Annotated in this window: 16 protein-coding genes; 6 read left to right on the top strand and 10 right to left on the bottom strand. The window is 71.6% G+C overall.

The annotated features are described in order from the left end of the window. Positions 1–94 precede the first annotated feature (94 nt). Positions 95–1,069, top strand: a complete 975-nt coding sequence (locus tag ACIBBB_RS28630; protein WP_398986956.1) for an ABC transporter substrate-binding protein — start codon at positions 95–97, stop codon at positions 1,067–1,069. A 57-nt stretch (positions 1,070–1,126) separates the two neighbouring features. On the opposite strand, the gene ACIBBB_RS28625 is transcribed toward ACIBBB_RS28630, so the two are convergent. The 4 genes from ACIBBB_RS28625 to ACIBBB_RS28610 all read right to left on the bottom strand — a co-directional run bounded on the left by ACIBBB_RS28625 (position 1,127) and on the right by ACIBBB_RS28610 (position 6,643). Further along, positions 1,127–2,539, bottom strand: coding sequence for a lysine N(6)-hydroxylase/L-ornithine N(5)-oxygenase family protein (locus tag ACIBBB_RS28625; protein ID WP_398986954.1), 1,413 nt, complete (start codon positions 2,537–2,539; stop codon positions 1,127–1,129). Between the two features lie 110 nt (positions 2,540–2,649). Beyond that, positions 2,650–4,200, bottom strand: coding sequence for a pyridoxal phosphate-dependent decarboxylase family protein (locus ACIBBB_RS28620; protein ID WP_398986952.1), 1,551 nt, complete (start codon positions 4,198–4,200; stop codon positions 2,650–2,652). Next, positions 4,197–5,663 carry a diaminobutyrate--2-oxoglutarate transaminase family protein gene (locus ACIBBB_RS28615; RefSeq protein ID WP_398986950.1) on the bottom strand — a complete coding sequence of 489 codons (1,467 nt, stop codon included), beginning with the start codon at positions 5,661–5,663 and terminating at the stop codon, positions 4,197–4,199. The genes ACIBBB_RS28620 and ACIBBB_RS28615 overlap by 4 nt, the downstream gene beginning before the upstream one ends. A 566-nt stretch (positions 5,664–6,229) precedes the next feature. Next, the gene (locus ACIBBB_RS28610) at positions 6,230–6,643 is read right to left on the bottom strand and encodes a MerR family transcriptional regulator (RefSeq protein ID WP_398986948.1); all 414 of its coding nucleotides are present in this window, start codon (positions 6,641–6,643) and stop codon (positions 6,230–6,232) included. A 209-nt stretch (positions 6,644–6,852) separates the two neighbouring features. On the opposite strand from ACIBBB_RS28610, the gene ACIBBB_RS28605 reads away from it, so the two are divergent. After that, a complete protein-coding gene (locus ACIBBB_RS28605) occupies positions 6,853–7,290 on the top strand; it encodes a PPOX class F420-dependent oxidoreductase (protein ID WP_398986946.1) in 438 nt (145 codons plus the stop codon). A 160-nt stretch (positions 7,291–7,450) separates the two neighbouring features. Here ACIBBB_RS28605 and ACIBBB_RS28600 read toward each other — a convergent pair whose 3' ends face one another. After that, positions 7,451–8,128 carry an SDR family NAD(P)-dependent oxidoreductase gene (locus tag ACIBBB_RS28600; RefSeq protein ID WP_398986944.1) on the bottom strand — a complete coding sequence of 226 codons (678 nt, stop codon included), beginning with the start codon at positions 8,126–8,128 and terminating at the stop codon, positions 7,451–7,453. 358 nt (positions 8,129–8,486) lie between these two features. Next, positions 8,487–8,966 carry a hypothetical protein gene (locus tag ACIBBB_RS28595; protein ID WP_398986942.1) on the bottom strand — a complete coding sequence of 160 codons (480 nt, stop codon included), beginning with the start codon at positions 8,964–8,966 and terminating at the stop codon, positions 8,487–8,489. A gap of 242 nt (positions 8,967–9,208) precedes the next feature. Here ACIBBB_RS28595 and ACIBBB_RS28590 point away from each other — a divergent pair, with 242 nt between their 5' ends. The 3 genes from ACIBBB_RS28590 (at position 9,209) to ACIBBB_RS28580 (ending at position 11,486) form a co-directional block, all read left to right on the top strand. Continuing rightward, positions 9,209–10,093 carry a helix-turn-helix domain-containing protein gene (locus ACIBBB_RS28590; RefSeq protein ID WP_398986940.1) on the top strand — a complete coding sequence of 295 codons (885 nt, stop codon included), beginning with the start codon at positions 9,209–9,211 and terminating at the stop codon, positions 10,091–10,093. Beyond that, the gene (locus ACIBBB_RS28585; protein WP_398986938.1) at positions 10,090–10,890 is read left to right on the top strand and encodes an SAM-dependent methyltransferase; all 801 of its coding nucleotides are present in this window, start codon (positions 10,090–10,092) and stop codon (positions 10,888–10,890) included. The genes ACIBBB_RS28590 and ACIBBB_RS28585 overlap by 4 nt, the downstream gene beginning before the upstream one ends. Before the next feature lie 149 nt (positions 10,891–11,039). Beyond that, entirely contained in the window at positions 11,040–11,486 is a 447-nt protein-coding gene (locus ACIBBB_RS28580) for a protein-tyrosine phosphatase family protein (RefSeq protein WP_398986936.1), read from the top strand. 463 nt (positions 11,487–11,949) lie between these two features. Here ACIBBB_RS28580 and ACIBBB_RS28575 read toward each other — a convergent pair whose 3' ends face one another. From ACIBBB_RS28575 to ACIBBB_RS28560, 4 genes are all read right to left on the bottom strand, one after another. Continuing rightward, positions 11,950–12,900 carry an XRE family transcriptional regulator gene (locus tag ACIBBB_RS28575; protein WP_398986934.1) on the bottom strand — a complete coding sequence of 317 codons (951 nt, stop codon included), beginning with the start codon at positions 12,898–12,900 and terminating at the stop codon, positions 11,950–11,952. 181 nt (positions 12,901–13,081) lie between these two features. After that, a complete protein-coding gene (locus ACIBBB_RS28570) occupies positions 13,082–14,281 on the bottom strand; it encodes a S1 family peptidase (RefSeq protein ID WP_398986932.1) in 1,200 nt (399 codons plus the stop codon). A 295-nt stretch (positions 14,282–14,576) separates the two neighbouring features. Next, positions 14,577–15,098: a GNAT family N-acetyltransferase gene (locus ACIBBB_RS28565; protein ID WP_398986930.1), complete on the bottom strand. Its 522-nt coding sequence runs from the start codon at positions 15,096–15,098 to the stop codon at positions 14,577–14,579. Further along, entirely contained in the window at positions 15,098–15,715 is a 618-nt protein-coding gene (locus ACIBBB_RS28560; protein WP_398986928.1) for a TOPRIM nucleotidyl transferase/hydrolase domain-containing protein, read from the bottom strand. Before ACIBBB_RS28560 ends, ACIBBB_RS28565 begins: the two co-directional genes overlap by 1 nt. Before the next feature lie 171 nt (positions 15,716–15,886). Between ACIBBB_RS28560 and ACIBBB_RS28555 the strand changes: the two genes are divergently transcribed. After that, positions 15,887–16,312, top strand: coding sequence for a universal stress protein (locus ACIBBB_RS28555; RefSeq protein ID WP_398986926.1), 426 nt, complete (start codon positions 15,887–15,889; stop codon positions 16,310–16,312). Positions 16,313–16,317 lie beyond the last annotated feature (5 nt).

The raw sequence follows: 16,317 nt of genomic DNA, 5'->3' as shown, positions 1-16,317 counted from the left end.
GTCCGGAGCTTGTTGGCCCGGCACCACGGAGGTTAGGTTCGCCTTAGTTGCGCTCGGGCAGACTCCGGGCGGCTGTCAGGGAGGCTTCCCCACCGTGTCGACACATCTCACTCGCCGTATCACCGTGGCCGCGGCGGTCACCGCGTTCGCCGTCTCGCTCTCCGCGTGCGGCGGCAGCGACGGCGACGAGCCGTCGGACAAGGCCGGGTCGGGGGCGACGCACTCCGTGCGGACCGCGATGGGCGAGGTGAAGGTCAAGAACGACCCCGAGCGCGTTGTCGTGCTCGACACGGACGCGCTCGACTCCGCGGTCACGCTCGGGATCACACCGGTCGGCGCCACGACGGCCGTCGCGGACGCGCCGTTCTCCACGTACCTCCCCGAGGACAAGCTCAAGGACATCAAGCCCGTCGGCCTGATCGCCGAGCCGAACCTCGAAGCCGTCGCCGCACTCAAGCCCGACCTGATCCTGAGCAGCAAGGTCCGCGACGAGAAGAGCTACACGTCGCTCTCCGAGATCGCCCCCACCGTCTTCTCCGACACCACGGGCCCCAACTGGCGCGCCAACTTCGAGCTGCACGCCGACGCGCTGGGCAGGACGGCGGAGGCGAAGAACATCGCCTCCGACTACGACACCCGCGTGAAGTCCCTGACCACCGCGCTCGACGGCCCTGCGGCGGCGAAGAAGACCACGTTCGGCTTCGTCCGCTTCGTGGAGGGCGCCGACACACGCCTCTACCTCAACGACACGTTCGTCGGCTCGATCTTCGCCGACCTGGGCGTGGGCCGCCCGGCCAACCAGGACAAGGACGGCTTCTCGCTCGACGTCAGCCCCGAGAAGATGGACGAGGCCGACGCGGACGTCATCTTCTACTCCACCTACGGTGACGCGAAGAAGGCCAAGGAGACCGAGATCCTGGGCGGACCTCTCTGGAAGAACCTGACCGCGGTGAAGAAGAACACGGCGTTCAAGGTCGACGACAACCTGTGGATGCTGGGCATCGGTTACACGGGCGCGGGCCAGGTCCTGGACGAGATCGAGAAGAACTACGGCGGCGCCGCGAGCTGACCGGAAGCCCGGGGACGCCGTTCCGGTCTGTCCCACTGCCACCGGGCCCTGGCCGTGTCACGGCCGCACGGCCGCCGCGATGCCGCCCGGCAGGTCGGTGTCACCCGCTCCGGTGCCCGCGGCGGAGCGGGAGTCCGGGACGCCGAAGGTCGTCCATGCCGAGCGTCGCGGCACCCGCAGGACCGTGCGGCCGGATACCGCGTTCAGGATTGTCGCCGCGCGCCAGGCGCCCAGTGTCAGGTCGGGCGCGCCGACGCCGTGCGTGTGCAGTTCCGCGTTCTGGACGTACAGCCGGCCCGATACGCGTGGGTCCAGCGCGACGCGGTAGTCGGCGTCTATCCGGTAGCGGCCCTTGTCGTCCCAGTCCACGAGGGCGCCCACTCCGCCGTCCAGGAAGGCGGGCCGGGAGGCCGCGTAGCCGGTGGCGGAGACGATCGCGGACGTACGGATCTCGAAGAGCGCGTCCTGTTGTGTATGGCGGCACGTCAGTACGTATTCGTCACCGGCCGCTTCGGCGGCGACGACGGCAACTCCCGGATGCAGTGCGGCCCGTGGCTCCGCACCGCCGATCGTCCGCTCGTACAGCTCGTCGTGCAGCTCGCCCAGTGTCTCCTCGCTGACGCCCTTGTAGAGCTGCCACTGCTCACCGACGAGCTGTTCGCGGCGGGCCTCGGGGAGGGCGCGGAAGTAGCGTATGTAGTCGGGCGTGAAGTGTTCGAGCCCGATCTTGGAGTACTCCATGGGCGCGAACGCTCCCGTGCGGGCGAGCCAGCGGACGTACGGGCCGCCCGCCCCGTCCCCGTCCTGGTGACGCAGCAGATCCAGCGCGACCTCCGCGCCCGACTGGCCGGCGCCGATCACGGTCACGTCGTCGCGGGCGGCGAGCCGGGCGCGGTGGGTGCGGTAGTCGGCGCTGTGCAGGACACGGCCCGTGTGCGCGCTCCGCGCGATCAGCGGGCGCAGCGGCTCAGGCACGACCGGGTTCGTCCCGACGCCGAGAACGACCTGGCGGGCGAGCACCCGCGTGGGGGCGCCGTCGGCCGTGCGGTGGGTGACGGCGAACGCCTCCCGCCGCTCGTCCCAGCCCAACTCCTCGACGTGTGCGTCGAATTGGCAGGAGGACAGCCCCTCGCAGACCCAGCGGCAGTAGGCGTCGTACTCGCGGCGCGGTATGTGGAAGCGCTCCGAGAAGAAGAAGGGGAACATCCGGTCGTGGTGGCGGAGGTAGTTGAGGTACGACCACGGGCTCGTCGGGTCGACCATCGTCACCAGGTCGGCCAGGAAAGGGACTTGGAGGGTGGTGCCCTCCATCAGCAGGCCGGGATGCCAGGAGAACGCGGGCTTCGCGTCGAGGAAGAGCGTGCGCAGCTCGGGCGCGCCGTCCGCCAGCGCGGCGAGCGAGAGGTTGAACGGGCCGATCCCGACGCCGACCAGGTCGTACACATGCGTGTGGGGCTCGGACTCGGTCACCGCTTGGCCTCCGCGAGGGGGTTGGTCAGGTCGACGTGGACGGGCCGGGACCGGTAACCCGGAGCCCGGGTGCGGGCCCGGGACCGCGTCCCGCCCCCCGGCCGCCGCGCTCACAGCTTCTCCTCCGCCTCACCCGCCGCCACCACCGCGTGCAGCAGCCGCTCCACCTCCGCCACCGTCGTATGCGGGTTCAGCAGCGTCAGCTTCAACCGGACGCGCCCCGGCCCGTCCCCCGGCAGCTCCGTACGTCCCACCACCGCGCCCCCCTCGCGCAGCAACCGTCGTCGCAGCGAGGCGTTCACCTGGTCCGTACGGGCCCCGTCCGCCGGCCCCTCGGGGACGTAGCGGAACAGGAACGCCGTCAGCGCCGGGTCCCCGCCCTCCCCGTACAGCTCCAGCCTCGGGTGCGCGGCCACCGCCCGTGCCCCCGCCACCGCCAGCTCGTGGCACGCGTCGACCAGCCGCCCCAGGCCCTCCCGGCCCAGCGTCCGCAGCGTCACGGCGATCTTGAAGGCGTCCGCGCGCCGCGTCGTACGCAGGGAGAGACCCAGCAGGCTCGGGTAGCCCGCCTCCTCGTCGTCCGCCGGGTTCAGATAGACGGCGCGACGGGCGAGCGAGGCGTACGTCTGCGACTTCCGCACCAGGAAGACACCCGCGGCGGCCGGCTGCCAGCCCAGCTTGTGCCAGTCCAGGGAGACGGAGTCGGCCAGTTCGATGCCGTCCAGCAGGGGTGCCAGGCGATCGGACAGCAGCGCGCCGCCGCCGTACGCGGCGTCCACGTGCAGCCACGCCCCGTACTGCGCCGCCAGCTCCGCGCACTCCCGCAGCGGGTCGATCGCCCCGGTGTCGGTCGTGCCGGCGGTCGCGACGATCGCGACCGGCAGCTGTCCGCGCTCGACGCACGCCTCCAGCGTCGCCGCCAACGCGCTTGCCCTCATGCGGAGTTGGGAGTCCACCGGGACCGGGATGACCGCGTCCTCGCCGAGCCCGAGCAGGGCCGCGGCCCGCTGCACCGAGAAGTGCGCGGCGGCGGACGTCAGGATCCTCGGCCGCGCCCCCGCACCGGCACCCACCCCCGCCCTCGGCACCCCGGTCAGCTCGATCTGCCGGCCGGTCGCGGCGCCCAGCACCCGGTCCCTGGCCAGCATCAGGCCCATCAGGTTGGACTCGGTGCCGCCCGAGGTCAGTACGCCGGCCGCCTCGGCGGGGTCGTATCCGGCCATGCCCGCCAGTTCCTCAAGGAGCAGTGTTTCCAGGGCTGTCGCGGCGGGCGCCTGGTCCCACGAGTCCTGGGAGGGGTTCAGCGCGGACACCGCCAGGTCGGCGGCGACGGCGACGGCCAGCGGCGGGCAGTGCAGATGCGCCGCGCACGCGGGGTCGGCCGGGTCCGCGCTGCCGTGCGCGAGGAGTTCGCTGAGCCGGCCGAGCGCGGCGGGGCCGTGCGCGGTGCGCAGCGCCTCGGCGACGCCCGCCGTGATCTCGTCGGGCGCCCCGGGCGGGACGGGCCCGCCGCGCCGGGCCGCGCCCTCGGCGAGCGCGCCCAACACCTCTCGTACCAGGGGCTCCAGAGCCGCGGCGCCGCCCGGCCCGCCCGACAGGGCCGTACCGATCGCCGGTCGCAGGGCTTCGTCCACGGCGGCGCCCAGCGCGTCGGTCCTCACGCCGCACGCCCCGAAACGCCGGTGGAGTCCGACACGTTGGACGCCTTCGAAGCCGCTGCGGGCTTCGGCGCCGCTGCCGGCTTCGACGCCTCCGCGATCGCCTCCGTCAGCCGCTCCAGTACGGACTCCGCCTCCTCGTCCGTGATCACCAGCGGCGGCAGCAGCCGCACCGTCGACCCGAACCTGCCGCCCAGCTCCAGGATCAACCCCCGCTCCAGGCACCCCTTCTGGACCCGCGCCGCCGTCCCGGGCGCCACCGGCCGGGACCGGCACGAGTCCAACGGCCCCTCCGGGTCAACGATTTCGACGCCGATCATCAGCCCTCGGCCGCGTACGTCGCCGATCAGCGGCAGTTCGGAGCGCAGCCCCTCCAGCCGCGCGGTCATCCGCGCGCCGACCGTCGCCGCCCGCTCCGCGAGCCCCTCGCGCGTGACGTACCTGAGCGTCGCCGCGCCCGTCGCCATCGCCAGCGTGTTGCCCCGGAAAGTGCCGGTGTGCGCGCCGGGCAGCCACCCGTCGTACTCCCGGTCGTACACGATCACGGCCAGCGGCAGCCCGCCGCCGATCGCCTTCGACATCACCATCGCGTCGGGCACGATGCCGCTGTGCTCGACCGCCCAGTAGGCGCCGGTGCGCCCGACACCGGTCTGTACCTCGTCCAAGATCAGCGGGATGCCGCGCTCACGCGTGACGCGCCGCATCTCCCGCAGCCACCCGTCGGGCGCGGGCACGGCCCCGCCCTCGCCCTGGACCGCTTCCACGATCATCGCCGCCGGCCGTACGACACCGCCCGAGGGATCGTCCAGGAGCCGTTCGGTGTACGTCGCCGCCAGCTCCGCGCCGCGCTCGCCGCCGACGCCGAACGGGCAGCGGTACGCGTACGGATAGGGCAGCCGCGTCACCTCGCCCCCGGCCGCGCCCCCGCCCGGCACCGGCTCCTTGACGGCCACGCTGCCGGTCGCCGCCAGCGCGCCCGCCGTCATCCCGTGATACGCGCCGGTGAACGCGAGCACCCCGCGCCGCCCGGTCGCCGTCTGCATCAGCTTCAGCGCGGCCTCGACGGCGTCCGTCCCGGCGGGCCCGCAGAAGTGCACGCGGGCCCGGTCGGCGAACTCCCCCGGCAGCGTCTCGAACAGCGCGTCCGTGAAGTCGTCCTTCTCGGGCGTCGCGAGATCGAGTACGTGCAGCGGGGCACCGCTGTCGATCGTGCGCTGGAGAGCCTCACGCACGACGGGGTGGTTGTGGCCGAGCGCGAGCGTTCCGGCGCCGGAGAGGCAGTCGAGATAGCGGCGGCCGTCGGTGCCCTCGATCGTCATGCCGTGGGCGCGGGCCGGGACGATCGGGAAGGAACGGGCGTACGTACGCGCGGACGACTCCCTGGCGCGCTGCCGCTCCAGAATGGAGTCGGCGTCACCCGCGTTGTCGGGCCCGGAGGCGGACAGCGTGGCGGCGGGAACGGTCATGGAACGGCTCCGGAAGTAGGAGGTGGAGAGAGGAGGAGGAGACGCGGGAGACGGCTCGGAGCGGGTGGCGGAACCCCCCGGGTTCCCGCACCAACTTCACCCCCACGGGTGGCCCGTCGAGCGCGGCGAGTTCACCGAACCGGCCCGTTCCGGCGGTCGGCGGCGGACGGGAGCCGTCAGGGCGCCCACGGAGTGGGCCACGAGCGGCGCGGCGGATGGCGGGAACTGGACGGACACGGCGGCTTCAACCTCGGTTGGGGGGCGGGGGATCGACCCGGTTGGGGCATCAGCGTATGAGGGGTCGCACGATCATCGCGTGCGGGCGCCGGCCCATGAACCCGACGGTCAACTGCCGCGCCGGGCGGGCAGGTTCGAGGGCCGCGTGGGGCGTCGACATGGGTCCCTCCGGATCAGGACAGAACGGCCGACAGCGCCGACTCACGCCAACAGACCGGCCAAAAGACTTAGGCGAGCCTAACCTAATGGCCTGCTGGAGGGATGCCAAAGCCCCCCATTCGCCGGGGAAGATTTCCGGACACGGAATCCATGATCACGTGGTGTCCGGATCACGCCGCCGTCGCCCCTTCCGACGCGTCGGCGGCGTCGCACTCCTCGGCGTACGGCGACTCCCGCCGCTCCGTCACCTCGACGTAGTCGCGCAGGGTCCGGCGGGTGCGGACGAGCATGTCGATGTGATCGTCCAGCCCCCGCAGGCGCGCCCGCAGCATGTCCAGCAGATCGGGGCAGGGTTCGAGATCGGGTGCCTCGCCCGAGGCGCAGGGCAGCAGGATCGCGATCTCCTCGGTCGAGAGACCGGCGTCGAGCAGCTTCCTGATCTGCGTCACGGTCATGACGGCATCGCTGCCGTACTCGCGGTAGCCGTTCGCGCCACGATCGGGTTCGAGCAGGCCCTGCGCCTCGTAGTACCGCAACTGATGCGCGTTGACCCTCGTCCGCCGGCTCAACTCCCCGATCAGCACGTCGGGTTTCCCTTCTCCCCTTGACCTTCATATCGGTGTGAACGTTGAGGATTCTGTCACGCACCCAGCCACGCGTTCATCAAGGCCCTGGCGGAGCGGTCCGTGGCGGATGGTCACGGCGCCGACGCTGCGCGGCGATGATCGAACTCTTCCGGAAACCCTCGGGGACGCGGGAATAGCCGCCCCTCCGTCATGACTTGGAGCCGAACATGACCACTCCATCCGCACCGTTCGACCCGCGCGCACTGCTCGCGGCGAGCCGTCTCGGCGTCCTCGCCACCATCAAGTCGGACGGCCGCCCCCAGCTCTCCCCCGTCATGCCCTTCTACGACGAGGAGGCGGGCATCCTCTACGTATCGATGACGGAGGGCCGCGCGAAGACGGTGAACCTGCGCCGGGACCCCCGGGCCGCCCTGGAGGTCACCAGCCCCGACGGCTGGTCCTGGGCGACCGCCGAGGGCCCGGTCACCCTCACCGGGCCGGGGACCGACCCCCACGGCCCGGAGGTCGACGCCCTGGTGGACTACTACCGCCGGGCCTCCGGCGAACACCCGGACTGGGACGAGTACCGCTCGGCGATGGTGTCCGACCGCCGGGTGCTGATGGCGATGGCGGTGGACCACGTGTACGGCGCGAAGATCGCCTGACGGCGGTCGTTCCACCACCCGCATCCCGAGAAGTCCGGTAGGACCGCGTGCGGAGGGCTCCCACCGAGTGGGCACACTTCGCCGCGTACGCCGCCGCCTGCTGAAAAGGCACAGAAAGCCGCGCCTCCGGGGCTGAGGGGTCCCCTGGAGGCGCGGCGGTTCATCGGCCCTGGTACGACGCCCCGTCCGCCCGTACCGGACCGCGGCCCGGAATCGCGCCGAGGACCTCGATCGGGATCACCGCGCCCGTGTCCGTGGCCTCCGGCCTGGTCAGGTGGATCGCGAGGTCCGCGATCTGCTGGGCCCGGTGCGCGCGGCCCTGGCGTGACGCGCTCTGCGCCGCCCCGTACGTGATGACGTTGACCGTCACGTCCGAGCCGCGGCACTCGTGGACCAGGTGCCACGCCAGGCTCATCAGGTCCGCGTGCGGGGCGCCGCCCGCCAGGGTGGAGCCCCGGCCGAGGCCCTTCGTGGACGCGATCAGGACGATCCGCCCGTGCCCGGCCTCCCGCATACCCGGCAGCGTGCGCCCGATGATCGCGTTCGCCCTGGCCCGGGTCCCGGCCGCCGCCGAGACGGAGGATTCCTCGGTGTGGTGCTCGTACCGGTCCGCGTCCACGACCAGGACATCCACTATTCCGTGCCCGGTCTCGAACTCCGATACGGCGGCGTCCAGTTGGAGCGCGTCGCTCACGTCGCACCGTACGTTGTACAGCTCGTCGGGAGGAGTCCCCCGCTCGTAGAGGAACCCGACCCAGTCGTCCTGGCGGGCATATGCGGCGGCCACGCTCTCCGCGCTCCCGCTCGCCCCGCTGACAACCAGCACCGAACGGCTCACGTCTGCCACTCCCCCACTGCGCGTGACGTCACGGTCGCGCACCGCCACCCGGGGCTCCGCGTTCGTCGGCCGGTACCAGGCTGTCCACCTGCGGGCGCGCGGTGACCGCGGCAGACGGTGCCCCGCGCCGACGCCCGCCGCTTGGGCGGCGGGCGGTGTCCCGAAAGGTGCTCTGTCCCCGTGCTGCGCCCCGGCATGTGCCGGGGCCGTCTCGTGCGCGGGCTCTCGCGCGGGCTCATCGGATGCGGTGCTCCTCAATGCGTCCACTGCAGCCTCTCCAAGACGGGTTCGTCAGCGCCCACCGGGCCCTGCCCACCAGACAGCGATCCGAGAGTCGGTCCGAGAGTTGGTCGTACGGTCACGGCCGCGCGCTGAGGCAAGGCACCTCGGCGGGAAGGGTGGCCGAGGCCGCCCAACTGCCCTGTTGCGCGACTATGTTGACCTGGGCTCCGCACCGCTGCGTCAGGACTTCGGCCAGGGTCGGGCCGCCGTCGTCCGGCCGCGGCTCCGGCTCTTCGGCCGACATCCTTCCGGCCCGCCCCTCGATCAGCTCGTCCGACCGGCTCTGCGCGGGCACCGTCACCGTCTCGGTGGGCGCGTCCAGGATCGTGACGCTGACTCTTATGGCGACGGCGTCCTCCGGTCCGGTACGCCTCGTGACCCCGAGGTAGTAACCGCTGACGCCTACGAGACCGATGGCGTGCCGGGCCAGCTGGGCCGCCACCTCTTCGCAAGCCGCGATCCTCGCCGGTGGCCAGCCGAGACCGGCCAGTTCCTTGCGGACGATGCGCCGTGCGACCTGGATCTGCTCCGGAACGGCCGGTAGTGAGACGTGCATGGCATCGGTTCTCCGTGACCCCCCGCCCCTACGCTTCGGCAGCGTGTCGGCGGGGTCGGTACCCGGCCCTGGCGCGGCTTGCAGGGGGGTGCCGCGTAGGGGAACTCCGGGCTCCATCGTAGCCACGCGCCGGACACTCTGCAACGTGACAGAGTTCGATACGGCGGTATCGTGGTCCGCTGAACGGAGAGGTGAACGGAGAGGAAGAGACCCTCCCCACCCGCGGACGCGAGGAGGGCCCGGTGAGCCAGCCAAGATCCGGCCCCACGGTCGCCCTGCGGTGTTTCGGGGCAGATCTGCGCCGTCGACGCGAAGCCGCGGGGATGACCCTCCAGGGCGTGGCGGACGCCATCAAGAAGGACCGGGCGACGCCGGCCCGCTGGGAGAACGCCGAGACCGTGCCGAATCCGCGCATGGTCGCTGTGCTGCTCGACCTCTACGGGACGCCCGCCGGGGAGCGGGGCGACGTCCTTCACGCGCTGGAGGAAGCGAAGAAGCCCGGGTGGTGGCATCCCTGGCGCGAGGTCGCCGAGGTCGGTGTCATCGATCTGGAGTCCGCGGCGACCGGTATCCGCTCGTACGCGCCGGGAGTGCTGCCGGATCTGCTCCAGACCACGGAGTACGCGGAAGCGCTGATGAGTCTGCGCAACCCCTACGAGGACCCCGCCGTACGGCGCCTGCGGCTGGAACTGCTGGAGGCCCGCAAGGAGCACACCATCGAGGGCAAGCCCGGCTCCCCCAACAACGGGGACCGGGCCGGACTGTGGGTGCTGCTGGAGGAGGCGACACTGCGGCGCCGTGTCGGCGGACCTGGGGTGATGGCCCGTCAACTGGACTACCTTGAAGCCCATATCGCCGATGTCGGGTCCTCGGTGGCCATCCAGGTCATTCCGCCCGGCGTACCGCACCCGCTGGCCATCAGTCTCTGTGGCCATATCGAGATTCTCCGCTTCAAGGAGTTCGGCATGGGAGAGAGACTCATCCAGATCGGCCTCCACCCGACCATGACGCTCATCACCGACGACTCCGACGCGGTGGAGAACTACCGAATGGCGGTGGACGTGACCAGTGGATTCGCACCGCCCCGTTTCACGCCCCTGCCCCTGACGAGTAAGGACTTCGGATGAGCGACTCCGTACGCCCCGGAACCAATGTCATGCCCACCGTCCCCAACTCCGCGCGGATCTGGAACTACGCCCAGGGCGGCCAGGACAACTACCAGCTCGACCGCGATCTCGCCGACGTGATGATGGGCGACTTCCCGGAGATCAAGACGGCGGCCATGGAGTCACGGGCCTTCCAGGAGCGGGTGGCGGACCATGTCGTCCGCGAGGGCGGGATCCGCCAGCTCCTGGACCTCGGCACGGGCATCCCCACCGGGCGCGGCACCCACGGCATGGCACAGAGAGCGGCTCCCGAGGCGCGCGTCGTGTACGTCGACAACGACCCGGTCGTCCTCAACCACGCGAGCTCGCTGCGGAGTTCGCCCGAGGGCAGGATCCACTATCTCCAGCAGGACTTCCGGCTGGTGGACAAGGTCCTGGAGGACGCGTCGAAGACGCTGGATCTGGACGAGCCGGTCGCTCTTCTGGTGCTCTCCACCCTCGGGCACTTTCCGCCCGCCGAGGCGGCCGAGCTGGTCGAGAAGTACGCGAGCCGCCTCGCCTCCGGCTCGTACCTGGCGGTGTGCGACACGATCGAGACGCCCGGCGTGATCAAGATGCAGGAGCACTACCTGGCAGCCGACCCCGAAGGCGCCTACCTCGCCCGTACGCCCGGCCAGATCGCGGACTGCGCCCGTGGGCTGACCCTGCTGCCGCCGGGCCTGCGCCCGCTGCCGGAGATCCTCCTCCCGGCCGGGGAGGATGCTCCGGCCGGGGCCGCGGACTGTGTGCAGTGGGGGTTCCTGGCGGTCAAGCCGTAGCCACGGAAGGGCTGTTGGCGACGGGCCGTACAGGGCGAGCGGTGTGCCCTCGTCGTACGGCCCGGCCCCCCGTAGTGCGAGTCGCTCGCCGCGAACGAGTGCATGCTGGAGGACAACGCGGACCTCGGAGGCGGGAGTGAACGAGCGCCATGGCTGAACTCGGTTCTGTGCACACGACGTGGGAGCCCACGGCGGCGGGCGTGCTGCGCCTGCCCTCCGGCCGGCTCGTACGCGGCCGGGGGCTCCGGCACCCTCTCCCGGCCGGCCCGACAGCCGACTTCGCGCTGTATCTGCTGGGCAAGGAGCCGCCCGCCGTCGAGTGGGAGGCCCGCTGGGTCCGCTGGCCCGACTTCCGCCTGCCGTCCGACCGGGCCGGGGCCGACGAGGCGTTGCGGGAAGCCTTGTCGCGGGCCTCCGAGGAGCGCGTCGAGGTCGCCTGCGGCGGCGGGCGCGGACGTACCGGTACGGCCCTGGCCTGTCTCGCGGTCCTCGACGGAGTGCCGAACGCCGAGGCTGTCACCTATGTCCGCGAGCACTATTCACGGCACGCGGTCGAGACGCCGTGGCAGAGGCGGTACGTCTCGCGCTTCGCGTAGAAGGCCCGGGGCGGTGACCCTCAGCTCACCACGGCTCCCGATGCCGGCAGCGGATCCGGCAGCGTGCCCTCGAACTCCGGTATCAGACGCAGTGCCAGGGCCCAGCCCTCCGGGTTGTCGACAGATGCTCCGTCGCGAGCGCGGCGACCTCACGCCGGGCCTCCCGTGTGGCGCCAGGCCGTGTCGTTGGACGTGAGGCGCAGGGTGACCATGCGGTCGATGCACGGCGAGGTCGCGGTCGCGGTGACGGTCCATGCCGCCTCGGCGCGGGCATCGCGGCTTCCTTGAGCCGGCGGCCCTTCTCGGTGACGGCGGGGTCGGGCGGGTCGTCCAACAGCCGCCGCCAGTCGCGCAGTTCGGCGGCGTGCGCGGGCGTGGACACGGACGCTTCGGTCATGGGAAAACACTAGCGGCGGGGTCTGACATCCCGTCCGGCGTCCTACGGTGACCCACGAGGGCCGCGTCAGGCGGGCCACTCCCACGACATGCCGTGTATCCCGGCCGGGCACTTCGGCGGCAGCATGTGCGCCGAGTGCGAGACGTCCAGGGCGATCTGCCGGCTGCTGGCCTTCTCCGCGCCGATCCGCTCGCGGTAGTAGCGGTGGCAGCTCACCGGCAGGGCGTCCGGGTGGAAGTAGACGTGCAGCAGGTACTCCCGCAGGCTCACCCGCGTACGGCGCTCGTGGTACGTCGACACCTCGCGGCTCGGGGTGAGCGAGATGGTGTAGTCGGCCACCACCGTCTCGTTCTTCGCCAGTTCACCACCGAACAGGATCTCCGTCACGATGCTCTGCCGCTCCGGCAGGAACTCCACGCGGCCGAGCCTGCCGCACCGTACGGTGACGTCGACGGACGCCGTCGCCGGGTCGTCTATGACATGCACGGCCGTCATCCGGCTCGCGCCGTCGCGGGTCGCGCGCAGCACCTGGTTCACGGACATCTGCCGTATGCAGCGCTCCTCGTCGAGGTGGACCGTCTCGTGGATGACGAGGGAGGTGACGTCCTCGTTGAAGCGCGCGAAGTCCGCGCCGAGGGCCTGTTCCACGTCGGAGTTCTCACCGAAGACACGGTGCGAGGCGGACAGGTCGAGCAGCTCCGACGTCGTACGGCCGCGTGGCCGGCCGGGGCGCAGGAGCGAACGGAGCGCGCCCGCAGGGAGGGCGAGGATGTCCTCCAGCGCGTCCACGGCACGCAGGGACCGCGCGCGCTCGGGCTGGCTGCGTCCGCGCTGCCAGTAACTGAGGGTGGCGAGACTGACGCCGATTCCCTGGGCTTCGAGCCGGTCGCGTACGCGCTCCAGGGAGAGACCGCGGCGACGCAGCGCGTCGCGGAAGACGTCGGCGAACGTCACCTCGGCGTCTCCGTCGGCTCCGTCGGCTCCGCCCAGGTCCATGTCCGTATCCATGTCGGTCATGGCAGCAGCTCCGATCGAAGAGGAGTTCCGGACAGCCGAACTCCGATATCTCCGTCCGATGGTAAGCGGACGACGAAAGCCGCCCACCGGTAAGGGTGGGCGGCTCCGCCGCTGTCTCTCCGGGGGCATCGGAGAGATCAGTTGCTCAGGTGACGTCCGGTATCAGTCCGTGCGGAGAGGGTCAGGCGACGTTCAGGGTGAGCTTGTAGTGCGAGAGCGCGTCCGTGAGCGGCTGGAAGTACGAGGAGCCGCGGGTGTTCACGCCGGTGCAGTTCTGGCCGATCGGGCCGCCGGAGGTCATGCCCTGCGCCTGGTTGCCGGAGATGTACGCGCCGCCGCTGTCGCCGCCCTCGGTGCAGACGGTGGAGCTGCCGAGGCCGGTGACGACCGTGTCGGGGCCGCCGTTGGCGTCGGTGTACGTGACGGTGACGTTGTACGAGCCCACGGTGCCGCAGGTCCAGCCGGTGGTCTGGCCGGACTTGCACATCGCCGAACCCTGCGACGCGCGCGTGCTGCCCCGGACCGCGACGTTCCCGGCCTGGCCGTACGTGGTGACCTGGGTGCCTATCGAGTCCTCGGCGTCGACCGCCGCTATGCCCATGTCCACGCTGCGCGTGCCCACGGCGAAGCGGGAGTTGGTGCCCTTGGCGAACTTGACGTTGTTGTACGCGAGGTTCGGCAGGTCCTCGATGCAGTGCCCGGCGGTCACCAGGTACTGCTTTCCGGCGGCGTCACGCGCTCCGAAACCTACCGAGCAGATGTAGCCGTTGAACGTCATCCGGCTGCCCGGGGGCACCACGGCCTGGGTCTCCAGACGCTCCTGGCCACGCACGACACGGACGGCGTCGCCGTGCTTGCTCGCGGCCTTGATGAACGAACGGGCGGCGGCGCCGCTGTCGCTGTTCACCTCCACCGTGACGGTGTCCGACGCGAGGTCGACCGACCACGACGAGACACCGGCGGGAACCTGCTCGACGGCCTTCGCGTCCAGCTCGCTCTTGATCCGGTCCAGCGCGGACTTGCCGTGCTCGGGGACGCGGGCGGTGAGACCGGCGTCCTCCACCTGGGCCGCGGATCTCGCGTCCGGCGCGTTCACCGTGAGCGTGCCGGCCTTGGTGAAGAAGGCGCCGTCCGTCTTGATGCCCTGCTTGTTCACGGCGGCCAACTCGCGCTGCTGCGCTGCCTCGTGGTCGAGCCGGTCGACGGCCGCCTGCTCGCTGCCACCGAGCGTCTTGGCGAGTGCCGCCACCATCTCGGGCTGGTACCGGGGCGCCTGGCCCGCGGCACCGGACGGGTCGGCGGCCTGCGCGCCGGTCACGGCGGAGGCCGAGAGCAGGACGCCGGTCACGGCGGCGACGAGATATTTCCGGGAAACCTGCACAGTGCTTCCTCTCGTTATCGGAGGCAGCGCCGAACCGCGCCGCGTCGAGCCCCTGGGGATGAGGGCTGGTCGACGCGCGGATTCATGGCCGGGCGCTTGTCCGGCGACGTGGATGGGGGGTGTGTGGGGCGTCGCGGGATGAACTCTCGCTGAACGCTCCCTTTCCGGACAAGGCCTGGCCAGGGAGGTATTTTCAACAGAGTTGCGGATAACTGTTGAGGGGGGCGGGGGCGGGTGGGGGCCTCCCGTGCCCAACTTCCCCCTTACGCTTACGAGTTCCCCTTTGAACGTCCGTTCACGACATCCGTCCGGAAGGATGATCCGGAGGGAGCTGGTACCGCGCCGTCCCGTCGTCGGCGCTCACGCGGGTGAGCCCGGCCTTCTCCAGGACGCGGGCTGAGGCCGGATTGGACAGCTCCACGTTCGCGCGCACGGTGTGCACGCCCGGCGCGGTCAGAGCGAAGGCGGCGATGGCGCGGGCGGCCTCGGAGGCGTAACCCCGGCCCCGGCGGGAGGGGACGATCCCGTAGCCGAACTCGATCGTGCCCTCCGCCGGCGGGAAGAGGCCGACGGCTCCGACGATCAGGCCCGTCGCGCGCTCCACGATCTGACGCTGGCCGTACGGGCCGAGGGTGTCCGGGTGCTCGGCGATGAAGCCCGCGATGACGCGGTCGCCCTCAGCGGGAAAGTCCTCCGCCCAGTGGGACAGCCGGCCTTCGCCGACGACGGCGGCGGAGACCTCGGCCGTGGGCCAGGAGCGCAGGACGAGACGGTCGGTGGTGAGGTCCGGACACGAGGCCGGTGCGGAGCCGGGCATCACAGGCCCCCGAGCAGGTCGTCGAGCGGGGCAGGGGTGCGGTCGGGGTCCAGGGCCTCCACCAGGACGCGGCCGTAGTGGATCTTGCGCCCCTTCTTCGTACCGAGGAAGCGCCTCAACTGCTGCTCCGCCGGGCGCCCCTGCTGCGCGGGCTGACGCAGGAACGTCTGGAGGGCGCGTACGTCGCCCTCCGCCCGTACGAGCTCCGCGACCCGCGCCACGCCCAGCGCACGGATGAGCTCGTCCTCCAGATCAGCCGCGCAGACGAAGAACTCCTGCCGCGCCGCACCGGCCCGCTCCAGGCCGTCCGCGTAGAAGCGGCGCTCCGCCTCGTCGCACAGCCCGGTGAGACGCAGGTCCAGGCCCGGTGGTCCGAGGAGCCCGGCGAAACGGCCGACGCTCATCGCACCGCCCATCGGCAGGACACAGATCCCTTCGGCCGCCAGGTCCCGGCCGCGGCGCGCGGCCAGCGCGTCGACCGCGGCGGCGTCGCTCGGTCCTTCGAGCAGGACGGCGGCCCGGACGGACAGTCGCGCGGCCAGCTCCCGCGCGGGTCCGCCGGGGCCGCCGGCCGCCCACGCGATGACCGCTTCCCGGAAAGACCCCATGTCAGCCATGAGGCGAGTCTCCGCTCTTTCCGGCCGGCGCGGTAAGGAGTTTCCACCGGCGCGCCGGTCGTCGCGCCGCTCAGCGTGGTGACCGGCGCGGTGACCGGCGGAATAGCCGGGTGCCGCCGGAGGTTGTCGGCATCGCTGATACAAACTTCAACAAAACTCCGGAGGCATGTCATGGGCAGGATAGTTGTGGGAGTCGACGGGTCGGCTTCCTCGGTGAAGGCGCTGCACTGGGCCGTACGGCAGGCCGGGCTCACCGGTGACACGGTGGAGGCCGCGATCGGCTGGGAGTACCCGGCGGGCGCGTGGGCGACGATGGCGCCCGGCATCCCGCCGGAGTTCGACCCGGAGAAGCTGGCGACCCAGATCCTGGACGAGACGCTGGAGTCCGCCCTCGGTAAGGAGGGCGCGGCGGCCGTCGACCGGCAGGTCGTCGGCGCGCACGCCGCCCAGGCACTGCTCGCCCGCGCCGAGGGCGCCGAACTGCTGGTGGTCGGCGACCGCGGCTACAGCGGGTTCAAGGCGGCTCTGCTGGGCTCCGTAAGCCTGCATGTCACGCAGCACGCGCCGGTGCCGGTGGTCGTCGTCCGCGGCGAATGATCCGT

It is taken from the genome of Streptomyces sp. NPDC051217, from assembly GCF_044455465.1.
In the GTDB taxonomy this organism is placed as follows: Bacteria; Actinomycetota; Actinomycetes; order Streptomycetales; family Streptomycetaceae; genus Streptomyces.
The sequence above is the reverse complement of the archived record's forward strand: the minus strand, read 5'-3'. Positions and strand labels throughout refer to the sequence as shown.

What these genes read in the sequence shown, in the direction of transcription:
- ACIBBB_RS28615 (WP_398986950.1), bottom strand. Translation starts at nt 5,663, where the DNA reads ATGACCGTTCCCGCCGCCACGCTGTCCGCCTCCGGGCCCGACAACGCG.
- ACIBBB_RS28605 (WP_398986946.1), top strand. Translation starts at nt 6,853, where the DNA reads ATGACCACTCCATCCGCACCGTTCGACCCGCGCGCACTGCTCGCGGCG.
- ACIBBB_RS28595 (WP_398986942.1), bottom strand. Translation starts at nt 8,966, where the DNA reads ATGCACGTCTCACTACCGGCCGTTCCGGAGCAGATCCAGGTCGCACGG.
- ACIBBB_RS28585 (WP_398986938.1), top strand. Translation starts at nt 10,090, where the DNA reads ATGAGCGACTCCGTACGCCCCGGAACCAATGTCATGCCCACCGTCCCC.
- ACIBBB_RS28580 (WP_398986936.1), top strand. Translation starts at nt 11,040, where the DNA reads ATGGCTGAACTCGGTTCTGTGCACACGACGTGGGAGCCCACGGCGGCG.
- ACIBBB_RS28575 (WP_398986934.1), bottom strand. Translation starts at nt 12,900, where the DNA reads ATGACCGACATGGATACGGACATGGACCTGGGCGGAGCCGACGGAGCC.
- ACIBBB_RS28565 (WP_398986930.1), bottom strand. Translation starts at nt 15,098, where the DNA reads ATGCCCGGCTCCGCACCGGCCTCGTGTCCGGACCTCACCACCGACCGT.
- ACIBBB_RS28560 (WP_398986928.1), bottom strand. Translation starts at nt 15,715, where the DNA reads ATGGCTGACATGGGGTCTTTCCGGGAAGCGGTCATCGCGTGGGCGGCC.
- ACIBBB_RS28555 (WP_398986926.1), top strand. Translation starts at nt 15,887, where the DNA reads ATGGGCAGGATAGTTGTGGGAGTCGACGGGTCGGCTTCCTCGGTGAAG.